12 protein-coding genes and 2 pseudogenes are annotated in these 13,689 nt (G+C 70.1%); 8 read left to right on the forward strand and 6 right to left on the reverse strand.

The features are described from left to right. Positions 1-109: 109 nt before the first annotated feature. The 5 genes from thrS to pstB all read left to right on the forward strand — a co-directional run bounded on the left by thrS (position 110) and on the right by pstB (position 5,387). Positions 110-1,450 (forward strand): threonine--tRNA ligase, encoded by a 1,341-nt coding sequence (thrS, locus tag FE633_RS45550; RefSeq protein ID WP_342791280.1) that lies wholly within the window; start codon positions 110-112, stop codon positions 1,448-1,450. Between the two features lie 149 nt (positions 1,451-1,599). Further along, the gene (locus FE633_RS45555) at positions 1,600-2,592 is read left to right on the forward strand and encodes a PstS family phosphate ABC transporter substrate-binding protein (RefSeq protein ID WP_246114139.1); all 993 of its coding nucleotides are present in this window, start codon (positions 1,600-1,602) and stop codon (positions 2,590-2,592) included. Further along, positions 2,589-3,539: a phosphate ABC transporter permease subunit PstC gene (gene pstC / locus FE633_RS45560; RefSeq protein WP_138051037.1), complete on the forward strand. Its 951-nt coding sequence runs from the start codon at positions 2,589-2,591 to the stop codon at positions 3,537-3,539. Before FE633_RS45555 ends, pstC begins: the two co-directional genes overlap by 4 nt. Further along, positions 3,539-4,450, forward strand: coding sequence for a phosphate ABC transporter permease PstA (gene pstA, locus FE633_RS45565; RefSeq protein ID WP_138051038.1), 912 nt, complete (start codon positions 3,539-3,541; stop codon positions 4,448-4,450). The genes pstC and pstA overlap by 1 nt, the downstream gene beginning before the upstream one ends. Positions 4,451-4,607: 157 nt before the next feature. Continuing rightward, positions 4,608-5,387, forward strand: coding sequence for a phosphate ABC transporter ATP-binding protein PstB (gene pstB, locus FE633_RS45570; RefSeq protein WP_246114140.1), 780 nt, complete (start codon positions 4,608-4,610; stop codon positions 5,385-5,387). Positions 5,388-5,433: 46 nt separating this feature from the next. Here the strand turns inward: pstB and FE633_RS45575 are convergent, their stop codons facing one another. After that, positions 5,434-6,816, reverse strand: coding sequence for an amino acid permease (locus tag FE633_RS45575; RefSeq protein ID WP_138051040.1), 1,383 nt, complete (start codon positions 6,814-6,816; stop codon positions 5,434-5,436). A gap of 135 nt (positions 6,817-6,951) precedes the next feature. On the opposite strand from FE633_RS45575, the gene mmuM reads away from it, so the two are divergent. Both mmuM and FE633_RS45585 read left to right on the forward strand, forming a co-directional pair. Then, positions 6,952-7,902 (forward strand): homocysteine S-methyltransferase, encoded by a 951-nt coding sequence (gene mmuM / locus FE633_RS45580; protein WP_138051041.1) that lies wholly within the window; start codon positions 6,952-6,954, stop codon positions 7,900-7,902. A 261-nt stretch (positions 7,903-8,163) separates the two neighbouring features. Next, entirely contained in the window at positions 8,164-9,222 is a 1,059-nt protein-coding gene (locus tag FE633_RS45585) for a LacI family DNA-binding transcriptional regulator (protein ID WP_138051042.1), read from the forward strand. A gap of 74 nt (positions 9,223-9,296) precedes the next feature. On the opposite strand, the gene FE633_RS45590 is transcribed toward FE633_RS45585, so the two are convergent. Continuing rightward, the gene (locus tag FE633_RS45590) at positions 9,297-9,971 is read right to left on the reverse strand and encodes a ThuA domain-containing protein (protein ID WP_138051043.1); all 675 of its coding nucleotides are present in this window, start codon (positions 9,969-9,971) and stop codon (positions 9,297-9,299) included. Positions 9,972-10,147: 176 nt separating this feature from the next. After that, positions 10,148-11,728, reverse strand: a complete 1,581-nt coding sequence (locus FE633_RS45595; protein WP_138051044.1) for a carbohydrate-binding protein — start codon at positions 11,726-11,728, stop codon at positions 10,148-10,150. A 306-nt stretch (positions 11,729-12,034) separates the two neighbouring features. Here FE633_RS45595 and FE633_RS45600 point away from each other — a divergent pair, with 306 nt between their 5' ends. After that, on the forward strand, positions 12,035-12,433 hold the full coding sequence (locus FE633_RS45600) for a VOC family protein (RefSeq protein ID WP_138051045.1): 399 nt from the start codon (positions 12,035-12,037) through the stop codon (positions 12,431-12,433). On the opposite strand, the gene FE633_RS45605 is transcribed toward FE633_RS45600, so the two are convergent. From FE633_RS45605 to FE633_RS45615, 3 genes and pseudogenes are all read right to left on the reverse strand, one after another. After that, positions 12,419-13,135, reverse strand: a complete 717-nt coding sequence (locus FE633_RS45605; protein ID WP_138051046.1) for a helix-turn-helix transcriptional regulator — start codon at positions 13,133-13,135, stop codon at positions 12,419-12,421. The two genes, FE633_RS45600 and FE633_RS45605, sit on opposite strands and share 15 nt — an antisense overlap. A 100-nt stretch (positions 13,136-13,235) precedes the next feature. Continuing rightward, positions 13,236-13,406 (reverse strand): annotated as a pseudogene (locus FE633_RS45610) (helix-turn-helix domain-containing protein); the annotation flags it as partial. A gap of 41 nt (positions 13,407-13,447) precedes the next feature. Further along, positions 13,448-13,689: pseudogene (locus tag FE633_RS45615) on the reverse strand (YihY/virulence factor BrkB family protein); the annotation flags it as partial.

Genomic DNA, 13,689 nt, shown 5'->3' on the forward strand with positions numbered 1-13,689 from the left:
ACCCGCGCCGGAAAACCCGAGCGGAGCGCCCCGCCCCGCTGCTACCGTCCCCCACATGAAGCGCGCCCATATGACGACGACGCCGGAGAGTGTCCCGGCGCGCTGACCGATGAGCCAGTCCGAAGCCCCGGGGCGAGTGCCCCGGGGCTTCGGCTTGCGCGGTGGGCACTCGGCCGGAGCCCTCACCGAGGAGACCACCACCATGCACGACCACCGCAAACTCGGCCGTGAACTCGCCCTGTTCGACACCGACCCGCTGATCGGCGCGGGGCTGCCGTACTGGCTGCCCGACGGCGCGGTCGTACGGCACGCCCTGGAGGAGTACATCCGCACCGCGGAGCGGAAGGCAGGCTACCGGCATGTGTACTCACCGGTGCTCGGCAAGCGGGAGCTGTACGAGATCTCGGGTCACTGGTCGCACTACAGCGACGACATGTTCCCGCCGATGGACCTGGGCGCGGAGCAGGTCGTACTGCGACCGAGCCTGTGCCCCCACCACGCGCTCATCTACCGCTCCCGATCCCACAGCTACCGCGAACTACCCCTGCGCATGGCCGAGTTGGGCGGCATGTACCGCGGCGAGCTGTCCGGCGTGCTGGGCGGGCTGACCCGCGTACGGGCCATCCAGCTCAACGACGCGCACATCTTCTGCACCCTCGACCAGGTCGCCGACGAGGCAGCCGCGGCGCTCGAGATGATCCGGCGGGCGTACGAGGCGCTCGGCATCAGCGCGGCCCGCTACCGGCTGTCGCTGCCGGGCCCGGGTGGGAAGTACGTCGCCGCCCCCGAGAAGTGGGAGCGGTCCATCGCGCTGCTGACCGAGGTCCTGGACCGCTCGGGTCTGCCGTACGAGGCAGCCGAGGGCGAGGCCGCGTTCTACGGTCCGAAGATCGACGTCCAGGTCGTCGACGGCCTGGGCCGGGAGTCCACCCTGTCCACCGTCCAGGTCGACTTCCACCAGCCCGAGCGGTTCGACCTGCGCTACATCGGCGCGGACGGCGCGAAGCACCGGCCGGTCATGGTCCACCGCAGCATCATCGGCAGTGTGGAACGAGCAGTCGCCCACCTCATCGAGGAGCACGGCGGCGCCTTCCCGGCCTGGTTGTCCCCCACCCAGGTGGTCGTCCTGCCGATCTCCGAGGCCGAGCTGCCGAACGCCGAGGCGCTCGCCCGGCGGTGCGCCGACCTCGGGCTGCGGGCCGAGCTCGCCGGTCCGGAGCGCGGCAGCCTGGGCGCCCGTATCCGGGAGGCCCGCCTCGTGCCGTACCAGGCGGTGATCGGTGCCAAGGAGGCCGCAGACGACCGGGTGGCCCTGCGTCTGCGGGACGGCCGGCGTCTGGATCCGCTGCCCGTCGAGGACGTCCTGGACCGGATCGGCGCACTGGTCGGCGCCCACCGCACCGACCTGTGGGACACCCTTCCACGCCTGGAACAAGATCACTCGGCCTAAGGCGGGCGGTGGTTCTTTGCCGCTTGGCGGCACGCCGTTCACGCATGGTTCATATATGTGGGGTTTGGTCGAATTATTCGAGTAGTGCACTTTGCCCGTCTCATGCATATTGGCCGGAGAAGCGGCCCACGCGAGGATCGGGGAGTCACGTGAACATTCACGCTTCGTTGCGCAGACCTGTTCCTGTGGCCCCCGTGGTCCTGACGGCTGTTGTGCTGCTGGCCGCGAGCGCGTGCGGTGGATCAGCCAGCGGTTCCGCTTCCGGGGACGGTGGTGTCGAGGGCGACCTGTCCGGCACGATCCGGGTGGACGGTTCCAGCACGGTGGCTCCGCTTTCCACGGCGGCTGCCCAGCTCTTCCAGGGGGAGAACCCCGGTGTCAGGGTGACTGTGGGCACCTCCGGCACAGGTGGCGGCTTCGAGAAGTTCTGCGCGGGCGAGACCGATATCTCCGATGCCTCGCGCCCGATCGAGGCCGACGAGAAGGCAGCCTGCCAGAAGAACGACATCACCTACGAGGAGCTCCAGATCGCCAACGACGGGCTGTCGGTCGTGGTGAACAAGGACAACGACTTCGCCGAATGCCTGACGGTCGAGCAGCTGAAGAAGATCTGGGAGCCCGGCTCCAAGGTCAACAACTGGAACCAGGTCGACCCCAAGTTCCCGGACGAGAAACTCGAGCTCTTCGGCCCGGGCACCGACTCGGGCACGTTCGACTACTTCACCGAGGCCATCAACGGTGAGGAGGGCGCATCCCGTACGGAGTACTCGCCGAGCGAGGACGACAACGTCACCGTGCAGGGCGTGTCCGGCTCCAAGGGCGGCATGGGCTACTTCGGCCTGTCGTACTACGAGGAGAACAAGGACGAGCTGAAGGTCCTGAAGATCGACGGCGGTGACGGCTGCGTCGAGCCGACCTCCAAGACCGTGCAGGACGGCAGCTACAAGCCGCTGTCGCGGCCGCTGTTCATCTACCCGAAGGCGTCCTCGCTGGACAAGCCGGAGGTCGAGGCGTTCGTCGAGTACTACGTGGAGAACAGCGCCGAGATCGCCGAGAAGGCATTGTTCGTACCACTGAACCAAACGCAGCAGGCCGAGCTGAACAAGGACCTGGAGAGACTGCGGGGGCAGCACGGGTCATGACCTCCACGGGCAGCGGGCGCAGGGCCGCTTCAGGAAGCCCCGGCTTCCTGAGGGGGTCCCGGCCGCGCTACGGGGAGAAGGCGATCAGGGTGCTGCTCGTCGCCGCGTCCCTGGTCTCCGTGCTGACCACCGTCGGCATCATCATCGCGCTCATCCCGCCCGCCGCCGAGTTCTTCGGCAAGGTGAGCTTCGGCGACTTCATCACCGGCACCGACTGGTCACCGCTGTTCAAGCCGCCGCACTTCGGCGTCCTGCCCCTGGTCACCGGCACGCTGATGGTCACACTGATCGCGCTGCTGGTCGCCGTGCCGCTGGGCCTGGGGGCGGCCGTGTACCTGAGCGAGTACGCCAGACCCAGGGTCCGGGCGTTCTTCAAGCCGATCCTGGAGGTCCTCGCCGGTATCCCCACCGTCGTGTACGGCTTCTTCGCCCTGCAGGCCCTCACCCCGCTGTTGCAGGACATCTGGCCGGGCGGCGAGGGGCCACAGGTCTTCAACGCGCTCTCGGCGGGCTTCGTCATGGGCATCATGATCATCCCGACGATCGCCTCGCTTTCCGAGGACGCCATGAACGCCGTACCGAACGACCTGCGCGACGGCGCCTTCGCGCTGGGATCGTCCCGCATGCAGGTTGCCACCCGGGTCGTCTTCCCCGCCGCGCTGTCCGGCATCGTCGCCGCGATGATGCTCGGCGTCTCGCGGGCGATCGGCGAGACCATGATCGTCGCGATCGCCGCGGGTGGCCGGCCCAACCTGTCCTTCGACCCGCTCGAAGGCATGCAGACGATGACCGCGTTCATCGCGGCCGCCGGAATCGGCGACCTGCCGACCGGCACCATCGGCTACCAGACGATCTTCGCGGTGGGCGCGCTGCTGTTCGTCATGACGCTGGTGATGAACCTGGTCAGCATTCGCCTGGTCCGCAAGTACCGGGAGGTGTACGAGTGATGGGCACCCCCGTCCTCGGCAGGGGGCCGGAGACCGGCGCCCCGGAGGTGTACCGGCTCAAGGGCGACGGCACGCCCTGGCGGGAGCGGTTGTTCCACTTGAGCCTGTGGGCCTCGCTCGCCGTCGGTGTGGTCTTCCTCGGCTCCCTTCTCGTCTACGTCGTGGCGGAGGCATGGCCCCGGCTGGACTCCCGGATCCTGACGAACTTCCCCGACATCATCGACCCGTCACAGGCCGGTGCCCAGTCGGCGATCATGGGCACCGTCTGGGTCATCGGCTTCACCGCGCTCTACTGCCTGCCCGTCGGCATCCTCACCGCCATCTACCTGGAGGAGTACGCCGACCCCGATCGCTGGTGGAACCGCGCGGTCGAGATCAACATCCAGAACCTGGCGGCGGTCCCGTCGATCGTCTACGGCATCCTCGGCCTCGGCATCATCTCCCGCGGCCTCGGCTTCGGCCAGACCGTGCTGACCGCCTCGCTCACGCTGTCGCTCCTGGTCCTGCCCACCGTGATCATCGCCGCGCGGGAGGCGATCCGCGCCGTACCGCAATCCATCCGCGAGGCATCCCTGGCGTTGGGTGCCACCCAGTGGCAGACCATCTGGCGCCAGGTGCTGCCCGCGGCCGTACCCGGCATGGCCACCGGCTCCATCCTCGCCCTGTCCCGCGCCATCGGCGAGGCAGCCCCGCTGCTGCTGCTCGGCGGCCTGACCTTCATCACCTTCAACCCGACCGGCCCGGAGAGCCCCTTCACGGTGCTGCCGATCCAGATCTTCAACTGGATCAGCCAGTCCCGTGCCGAATTCGTCTCACTCGCCGCCGCCGCGATCGTGATCCTCCTGGTCATCCTGCTGGCCATGAACTCCCTGGCCATCTGGCTCCGCAACCGCTACTCCCACCGCTGGTGACCGCGCCATGACCTCAGAGCCCTCTCGACGCATCCAACGCCTTCGTCGGCAGGCCCTTCGGTCCGCGCAAGTGGCCGCCGTCGCCTCCCCCTCCGGCGCCCTCGACCCCACCAGCAGCACCACGGCCCCGCGGGTCTCCTTTCGCGATGCTCCGCCGCTGACCACGCCGGTCTTCGAGGTCGGCAGTCTGTCGGTGTTCTACGGCGAACACGAAGCCGTCCGCGACATCAACATGACCATCGGCGACCGCCAGATCACCGCGATGATCGGCCCGTCCGGCTGTGGCAAGTCCACCATGATCCGCTGCTTCAACCGTATGAACGACCTCATCCCCACGGCCCGCGTGGTCGGCAAGATCAGCTACCACGGCGAGAACCTGTACGGGAAGGAGGTCGACCCCATCGAGGTGCGGCGCCGCATCGGCATGGTCTTCCAGAAGCCGAACCCGTTCCCGAAGTCGATCTACGACAACATCGCGTACGGGCCCCGAGTGGGCGGCTTCAAGGGAAACCTCGACGACCTGGTCGAGGAGACCCTCACCCATGCGGCGCTGTGGGACGAGGTCAAGGACAAGCTGAAGACCTCCGCGCTGGCGCTGTCGGGCGGTCAGCAGCAGCGGTTGTGCATCGCCCGTACGATCGCGGTCCAGCCCGAGGTGATCCTGATGGACGAGCCGTGCTCGGCCCTGGACCCGATCGCCACCGCGAAGATCGAGGACCTGATGGAGCACCTGGCCCAGGAGTTCACGATCGTCATCGTCACGCACAACATGCAGCAGGCCGCGCGCGTCTCGCACCGCACCGCCTTCTTCACCTCGGACGTCGACGACAAGGGGGAACGGCACGGCAGGCTCATCGAGTACGACGAGACCGAGCGGATCTTCTCCAACCCCTCCGACCAGCGCACCGAGGACTACATCTCCGGCCGCTTCGGCTGATGCCGGCAGATCCGTCGCGACCAGCGCAGACATCGGACTCACTCACCTAGGCGACGCGCCGCCCCCGCAGCCATACGTACACGGGGATCCCGGCGAACAGGAACAGCACGCCCTGGTAGACCGCCGCATAGCCCGCGCCCGCGATCAGCCAGAAGGAGAAGGCGAAGGAGAGGACGGCGACGATCAGGTCGCGGGCCAGCCCCGCGGGGCGTACCCGCTCGCGGGTGCCCTGGGCGAGCCAGAACAGCTGGGCCGCGGCTGACAGCAGGTAGGGCACGCAGCCGGTGAAGGTGGTGATGAGGACGAGGACGCGGAAGGTGGTGTCCGGGCCCGCCGTGTAGTTGAGGGCGATCAGCAGCGTGCCGAGGACCGCACAGGCCAGCACGCCGAAGCCGGGGACCCCGCCCTTGCCGACGCGGGCGAAAGGCGCGGGGAACAATCCGTCGCGGGCGGCGGCATACGGCATCTGGGCGCTCATCAGGATCCAGCCGTTGAGGCAGCCGACCATCGAGGCGAGGGCGACGGCGGCGATGAGCGTGCCGCCCCAGTGGCCGCCGGCCATCGCGTCGACGGCGTCGGCGAACGGCGCCCCGGACTCGGCGAGTTCACCGTGCGGTACGAGGCCGAAGACCGCGACCGTGCCGAGCAGATAGACCAGTGCGGAGCCGAGTGTGCCCAGGACGCTCGCGCGGCCCACCGTGCGCTCCGGGTCGCGGACCTCGCCCGCGCTCATCGCGGCCGACTCGACGCCCAGGAAGCTGTAGAGGAGCAGCGCGGCGGAGGCGGCGAGGGCGCCGGGCGCGCTCTCGCCGGAGGCGTTGAAGGGGCCGAAGTTGTCGGTGTCCATGAAGAAGAGGCCGACGGTCGCGACGAGGAGCAGCGGTACGAACTTCAGGACGGTCGAGACGATCTGCACGCCTCCGACCCAGCGGGTGCCGGCGAAGTTCGCGGCGGCGGGCAGCCACAGGGCGGCCAGCGCCACCGCCGCCTGCAGCGCCTTGTTGTCGCCCAGCGGCAGCAGCACGTCGGCGTATCCGACGGTGGCGACGGCGAGGGCGGCGATGCTGACCCAGGTCATCGTCCAGTACGACCACGCCGACAGGAAGCCGGCGAACTCGCCGAACGCGTCGCGCGGGTACACGTACAGGCCGCCGGTGACGGGGCTGCGGCGTGCGAGCTTCCCGAAGAGCAGCGCGAGCAGCACCGCGGCGACGGACAGGACGAGGAAGGCCAGCAGGCTGACCGTGCCGTACGGGGCGACGGTGGCGGGCAGGGCGAAGATGCCGCCGCCGATGATGTTGCCCATCACGAGGGCGGTGGCGGCGGCGAGACCGAAGCCTCTGGGGCGTATGGACGCCGGGTTCTCGTCGGTCGGCGGTGCGGGCTCGGCGGCGTCGTCGGCGGCGTCGGTGGTGTCTGCTGCAGGCATGGGGGTGTCCGTGGGGAGAGAAGGGGGAGGAGGGGGGAAGGTCGTGATCGTATCCCGCGATCCCACATGGTGGTCGATTTGTTCATGCACTGGACACATCGGGGCGACGGCTCCCGCTTCGGCTAGCGTCGTGACATGACCAGCGACACCTCTCCCACCCTCGCCGAAGCGCTCGCCGGCACAGGCACCACCGACACGGTCGTTCTCGACGGCGGTATGTCGAATCAGCTCGAATCGGCCGGGCACGACCTGAGCGACGAGCTCTGGTCGGCGCGGCTGCTCGCCGAGCGGCCGGAGGCGATCACTCAGGCGCATCTCGCCTACTTCGAGGCGGGCGCGAACGTCGCGATCACCTCCAGCTATCAGGCGACCTTCGAGGGGTTCGCCCGGCGCGGCATCGCCCGCGAGCGCGCGGCCGAACTGCTCGGGCTCAGCGTCGAACTCGCCCGCGAGGCCGCCCGGCAGGCCGAAGCCAAGGGCGTACGGCAGCCGTTGTGGGTGGCGGCGTCGGTAGGTCCGTACGGTGCGATGCTGGCGGACGGTTCGGAGTACCGGGGGCGGTACGGGCTGAGCGTGGCCGAGTTGGAGCGGTTCCACCGGCCCCGGCTGGAGGTGCTGGCCGCCGCCTCGCCCGATGTACTCGCGCTGGAGACGCTGCCCGACGCCGACGAGGCCCGGGCGCTGCTGCGGGCGGTGCGCGGACTGGGCGTACCGGCGTGGCTGTCGTACAGCGTGGCCGGGGACCGGACGCGGGCCGGGCAGCCGCTGGAGGAGGCCTTCGCGCTCGCCGCCGACGCCGACGAGGTGATCGCGGTCGGCGTCAACTGCTGTGCCCCCGACGACGTGGACGGTGCGGTGGAGACCGCCGCGCGGGTGACCGGCAAGCCGGTCGTGGTCTACCCCAACAGCGGCGAGGCCTGGGACGCCGAGGCCCGCGCCTGGACCGGGCGCTCCACGTTCACCGTCGAGCAGGTCACCGGGTGGGAGCGGGCCGGGGCGCGGCTGATCGGCGGCTGCTGCCGGGTGGGACCGAGGGCGATCGCGGGTATCTCGGAGGCAGTGAAGTCCACGCGGCACTCGGCCTGACCGTTTCTGGCGTCACCGCTGAGGGCTCCGCCCGCCCCGCGGACCCCACCGTGCCCCGTGTGCTCACCCCGAGCCACGTGTTCGACATTTCGAAAGTTTCGGCTCGTCAGAAATCCGCTGAACAGCTACCCTTCCGCGCGCACTCGTGGCGGCCATAATGTAGGAAGCGCTTTCTAGGCGCGGTCGACGTCACCGTGCCTGACCGGTGGCGATCCGAAACTTTCGCTGGCTCTCGGGACGGAGCCGGAGAGGTGGGCTTCCATGGTGCGTACCGGGAGCGTGGCCGGGCCGACGCTGGCTGTCGTGGCCCGCGAGGCCGGGGTGTCCGTGCCGACGGCGTCGAAGGTGGTCAACGGCCGTGAGGACGTGGCACCCGAGACCCGCCGCCGGGTCACCGAGGCACTCGACCGGCTGGGCTATGTACGCAAACCGCGCTTCGACTCGGCGAAGTCCCCGGGCATGGTCGATCTCGTCGTGCACTCACTGGAGTCCTCCTGGTCGGGCGCGGTGCTGCACGGCGTGGAGGAGGCCGCGCACGACGCGGGCCTGGAGGTGGTGGTCTCGGCGGGCCTGACCCGGACACGCGGCGGCCGTCCCGAGCGCGGCTGGCTGGACAAGCTCTCCACACGCGGCTCCGCCGGGGTGCTGTTCAACCTGGCGGAGCTGACCCAGTCCCAGTACGCCTGGCTGGAACAGCACCGCATTCCGTTCGTCCTCATCGACCCGGTGCTCGAACCGCCGCCCGGCGTCGTCTCGGTGGGCGCGGCCAACTGGCAGGGCGGGGTGACGGCCACCGAGCATCTGATCTCCCTCGGCCACGAGCGCATCGCGGTCATCGCCGGATACCGCCGCAAGATGTGCAGCAGCGCCCGCGTCGCCGGCTACCGCTCGGCCCTCGCGGCGGCCGGCATCCGCCACCGGCCGGAGTACCTCCGCTACGGCAGCTTCAACGAGGTCGGCGCCCACCGCCGCATGCTGGAACTCCTCGACCTGCCCGAACCGCCCACGGCCGTCTTCGTCTGCTCGGACAAGATGGCCCTCGGCACCTACCGGGCCCTGGCCGAACGGAAGCTGACCGTCCCGGACGACATGAGCGTGGTGGGATTCGACGATCTGCCGGAGGCCCACTGGGCCACACCCGCGCTGACCACGATCCGCCAGCCCCTGTCGGAGATGGCCGCGACCGCGATGCGCCTGCTGGTACGGCTCATGGCGGGCGAACGGCCGGAGGGGACACGGACCGAACTGTCCACGCGCCTGGTGGTGCGGGAGAGCACGGGGAAGCCGCCGGGCTCCGCCCAGGGCGTGGAGCGACCCTGAGGACCGGGCCCGGAGGACTGCGCCCCGGACCCGCGCCCAGGGAGCGCACCCCGGGACCGCGCTCCTGCGCGGGCCTACGCCCGCGCGAGACCGGCCGCCCACATGATGCCGCCGAGCAGATGCGCCCGGAAGTCCGGGTCCTCGTACGCCTCCGAGGCGTGCCCGAGTGCGGTGTAGAAGACCTTGCCCGCCCCCTGCTCCCGGGACCACACGAGGGGATGGTCGTCGCCCATCCCGCCGCCGTCGTACGAGGATTCGTCGGCCGAGGCGAGCACCCGTACCGAACCCCGCGGGTTCGACCGGAAGTCGTACCACTCGTCCGTGAACTCCCAGGCCACGGGCAGGAGTCGGGTCGCCGGGTGGTCGTGGTCCTCGACGAGGAGCTTGCCCGGCTGATAGTCGGGGTGGCGCGCGAACCGGGCGCCGAGCAGTTCGCCGTAGTACGGCCAGCCGTACTCGGTACACGCCGCCGCGTGCACCCCGACGAAACCTCCGCCCGCCTCGACGTACGCGGCGAGATGCTCACGCCCCGCGGGCGTCAGGACGTCACCGCTGGTGGAGAGGAAGAGGACAGCCGCGTACGGGTCGAGGGGCGCGTCGAAGAGATCGGGATCCTCCGTGGCGTGCACCTCGAAGCCGTGCGCGGTCCCGAGGGCGCGCACGGCCGCTATGCCGTCCGGGATCGACTCGTGCCGGTAGTCCGTCGTGCGGGAGTAGACGAGTATCCGGGGGCCGGTGTGCGCTGCCATGAAATCCGAGCCTATTTCGTGGAGGGGATGGGACCCAGCGCGCCGGGGGCCCGAAAATTTCGGATCCGCGGCGCACTTGCGCACTGGCGTACTGACACGGCGAGCCGCGTCGGAACTGGCCGGCCCGTCCGGACGAACCGGATGGGCCGGCCAGGAAGGCAGGTCGGTCAAGTCGGTTACGGCGTTACCTCGTTGCCCCCGAAGGTCACGACGAGGCGGCCGTCCGCCGCGAAGGACCACTTCAGGGCGCCGGTGTACGAGGAGCAGCGGGACCCGTTCGAGCCGGACCAGAACTGGTTCGAGCTGTCGGCGTTGCCGACGATCCTGTCGTTCGTTCCGCTGCCGCTGCGGCACGAGGTGTTGTTCCGGAACACCGAGGTGCCGGCGTCGAAGTTGAAGTTGCGCTGGGCGTTGTCGATGCTGATGTTGTCCGAGACCGACATCGATCCGGGGTTGCTGTTGTAGGTGAACCCGTGCTTGCCGTTGTCGTAGGCGATGCTGCGCCGGACGACGTGGTTGACCCCGATGTCGTCGCCGCCCAGCTTGTAGCCGTTGCGGTCACCGTTGCCGGCCTGGGAGCCGTCGCTGAGGGTGCCGTTCTCGTAGGCGAGGGAGTCCTCGATGGTCACCGCGCCGATGGCGCCCGTGTCGGTCTTGGTGTAGAGGTCCCAGCCGTCGTCGATGTTGTTGTGGGCCACGGCGTAGCGGAAGACGTTCCCGGGACCGGAGGTGAGCTTCGCGGCGAAGCCGTCGGCGTCCTCGCCGTCGGAGTCGGCGTTGTCGTGCGACTCCGCGCTCAGGATGAGGTTGTTGGACGGCCACTGGTCCTTGGGGGTGCTGGAGAGCATCCGCGAGAGCTGCAGCCCGGTGTCACGGTTGAAGCGCGTCACCGTGCGCTCGAAGATGTTGTTGCTGCCGCCGACGAAGATCCCGTTGTCACCGGCGCGCTCGACGACGAGGCCCTCGACGTGCCAGTACGACCCGTTCACGGCGAGCCCGCGGTTCGACGTGGCCTCGCTCTGGGCCGAGAAGTTCAGTACCGGTGTCTCACCCGGGTAGGCGGACAGCTCGGTGCGGTCACTCGAAGTGCCGTTGTTGCCCGCCGGGATGGTGACCGTCTGCGAGTAGCGGTAGGTGCCGCCACGCATGTAGATCGTTCCGCCGGGGGTGATGCGGGAGATCGCCGAGGTGAGCGTCGTCGGGGCCGACTCCGTTCCGGCCGCGCTGTCGCTGCCGTTCGGCGCCACGTACAGCGCCGAGGCCGACGGCGGCGGCGTGGTGGTGTCACCGGTCACCTCGGCATCGAGGTAGTCGATGTTGGGCAGACCGGCGGAGGTGGTGGGGCTGAGCCGGATCGTGTTGCTGCCCGACGTCACCGGCACCGTGATCGTCTTCGTCGCCCACGTCCCCCACGCGCCGGTGCCCTCGAACGACGCCGACGTGGCCGCCGAGCCGTTCACGGTGACATTGGCGGGCCGTGCGGTGGTGGTTCCGTTGGCGAAGCGGATCTTCAGCGTCGCCGTGCCCGAGGCGGGAGCGTTCACGGTGAACTGTGCGTAGGCTCCGGCCGCGTTGTCGCCGTTGCAGAATCCGCTGCCGGAATAGCCGGTCCAGTCGGAGTCGACGGTGCCGGTGCAGACCGCCGGGGAGCTCTCCGCCTCATAACGGGTGGACGCGGCCTGCGCCGTGTTGCCGGACAGCGCGACGAGCGTGCCGGCCAGCAGGCCGACGGACGCGATGACAGGTCTCAGGTGCATCGTGTGCCTCCAGGTTGGGTGGGTCGGGTCCGGCACCAAGACGGCAGGCGCACGGGGCTGACCCCTTTTCTGTGGCGGCTCCGGGTGCGACGATGCGGCCGGTTCGACGACATGAACGGGCCGGACGGCCAGACACCGCATCCGGACGGAGAAAGCGCTTTCTCGGGACGCTAAAGGCTTGCCGTGAACGCGTCAATAGACGCGTACATGATTATTATTCATGGACATGAATGGCGGTCGAGTCGCGCGAGCCCTCCGTCCGATTCCTTCAAGACCCTCTGCCCTCGGGCTTCCTACGGTGGCCGCATGACTCCACGATTCGACCTCATCGGCCTCGTCGTCTCCGACATGGCCGCTTCGCTCGCTTTCTACCGCCGCCTCGGCCTCGTGTTTCCCGAGGGTTCCGAGGAGCAGCCGCACGTGGAGGCGCAACTGCCCGGTGGGCTGCGCCTCGCGCTCGACACCGAGGAGACCGTCCGTTCGTTCCACGCCGAGTGGCAGCCGCCGTCGGGCGGGGGCCGGATCGGGCTGGCCTTCCTGTGCGACAGCCCGGCGGACGTCGACGCCTCGTTCGACGAGCTGGTGGCCGTCGGCTACCCAGCTGAGCTCAAGCCCTGGGACGCGCCCTGGGGCCAGCGGTACGCCGTCGTGAACGACCCGGACGGCAACGGCGTGGACCTCTTCGCGCCGCTAACGTCGCAGTAGCTCACCCATGGGCGCGCCCGCCAAGTCCCGTGCGTCGCGGGCGAGATGGGCCTGGTCGGCGTAGCCGGCGCGGAGGGCCGTGTCCGCCAGGGGCACCCCGTCCCGGGCGAGGGTGAGCGCCCGTTGCAGGCGCAGGATCCGGGCCAGCGTTTTGGGGCCGTAGCCGAACGCGTCGCGGGAGCGGCGGTGCAGCTGCCGCTCGCTCCAGCCCAGCGCGTCCGCTGTCGCGGCGACGGAGCGGCCCGCGGACACGGCCGCCACGATCTCCCGCAGCCGCCGATCGGGCGGCTCCGTGTCGGCCGCGCGGCCGAGGGCCACCGCTTCCAGAGCCGCCGCGGGGTCGTCGGCCGAGTCGACCCGCTCGGTCAGCCGCCGCACGTCCCCCGACGGCCACAGGTCCGCCAAGTCCACCCGCCGGTCGCGCAGTTCATGAGCCGGTACGCCGAGGTAGGCGGGCGCGGTGCCGGGGAAGAACCGGACGCCGGCGAAGCGGATGCCTCCGGGCGCGGGACCGCCCCCGTACGCGTGCGTGTCGGGTCCCGCGACGAAGAGCCGGCCCCGCGTCCACAGGAGGTCCATACAGCCGTCGGGCAGCACCGGAGCCGGGTCGTCCGGCGCCGTGGTGCGGGTCCACACGACCGCACCCGTCAGCCGGGACGCCCACTCCGTGTACCGGAACGGGTCTTCGTGCTCGTCGGACACGTACGAAAGGCTACGCCCGCCCGTGAGCTCCGATCCGCGCTGCGCCGATCCGTGCTGCGCCGATCCGTGCTGCCCCGACCCGTGCTGCGCCGATCCCCGCTCACGCCACCCGGGACCGGTGTTCCTGCGGGCTGACCCCGTACACCCGCTTGAAGGCGCTGGACAACGCGAACGCGCTGCCGTAGCCGACCTGGCGGGCGATGGCGCCGATGGTGTCGTCGGTGTCGCGCAGCCGGTCCGTGGCGCGCGCGAGGCGCCGGCCGGTCAGATACTCGGGAGCGCGACAAGGTGTCGCTGCCGGCGGCGGCCCGGTCACTCCGGCGGCGGCGAGACGTCCCCGTTCTTGGGTGAGCTCTTGACGTGCGTGCGCAGCCGTGAGGTCACGTCCTCCGGGGGCAGGAAGCGGGACCAGCGCTCCGGGAACTCGGAGGGCATGTCCGGGTCGTCGGGGTCGATGGCCCGGGCGGCGGCCGCGCGGGCCACGAGGTCGGCGGCCTGCTCCTCGCGCAGCCGCTCGTTGACGGCGCGCGCGGCGGCCGTGGCGGCGGCCGGCC

This window comes from Streptomyces montanus (assembly GCF_005786655.1).
Lineage (GTDB): Bacteria > Actinomycetota > Actinomycetes > Streptomycetales > Streptomycetaceae > Streptomyces > Streptomyces sporangiiformans.

Coding starts and splice junctions, on each gene's coding strand:
- FE633_RS45600 (WP_138051045.1), top strand. CDS start 12,035: ATGACTCCACGATTCGACCTCATCGGCCTCGTCGTCTCCGACATGGCC.
- FE633_RS45585 (WP_138051042.1), top strand. CDS start 8,164: ATGGTGCGTACCGGGAGCGTGGCCGGGCCGACGCTGGCTGTCGTGGCC.
- FE633_RS45595 (WP_138051044.1), bottom strand. CDS start 11,728: ATGCACCTGAGACCTGTCATCGCGTCCGTCGGCCTGCTGGCCGGCACG.
- thrS (WP_342791280.1), top strand. CDS start 110: ATGAGCCAGTCCGAAGCCCCGGGGCGAGTGCCCCGGGGCTTCGGCTTG.
- pstC (WP_138051037.1), top strand. CDS start 2,589: ATGACCTCCACGGGCAGCGGGCGCAGGGCCGCTTCAGGAAGCCCCGGC.
- FE633_RS45575 (WP_138051040.1), bottom strand. CDS start 6,816: ATGCCTGCAGCAGACACCACCGACGCCGCCGACGACGCCGCCGAGCCC.
- pstA (WP_138051038.1), top strand. CDS start 3,539: ATGGGCACCCCCGTCCTCGGCAGGGGGCCGGAGACCGGCGCCCCGGAG.
- FE633_RS45590 (WP_138051043.1), bottom strand. CDS start 9,971: ATGGCAGCGCACACCGGCCCCCGGATACTCGTCTACTCCCGCACGACG.
- mmuM (WP_138051041.1), top strand. CDS start 6,952: ATGACCAGCGACACCTCTCCCACCCTCGCCGAAGCGCTCGCCGGCACA.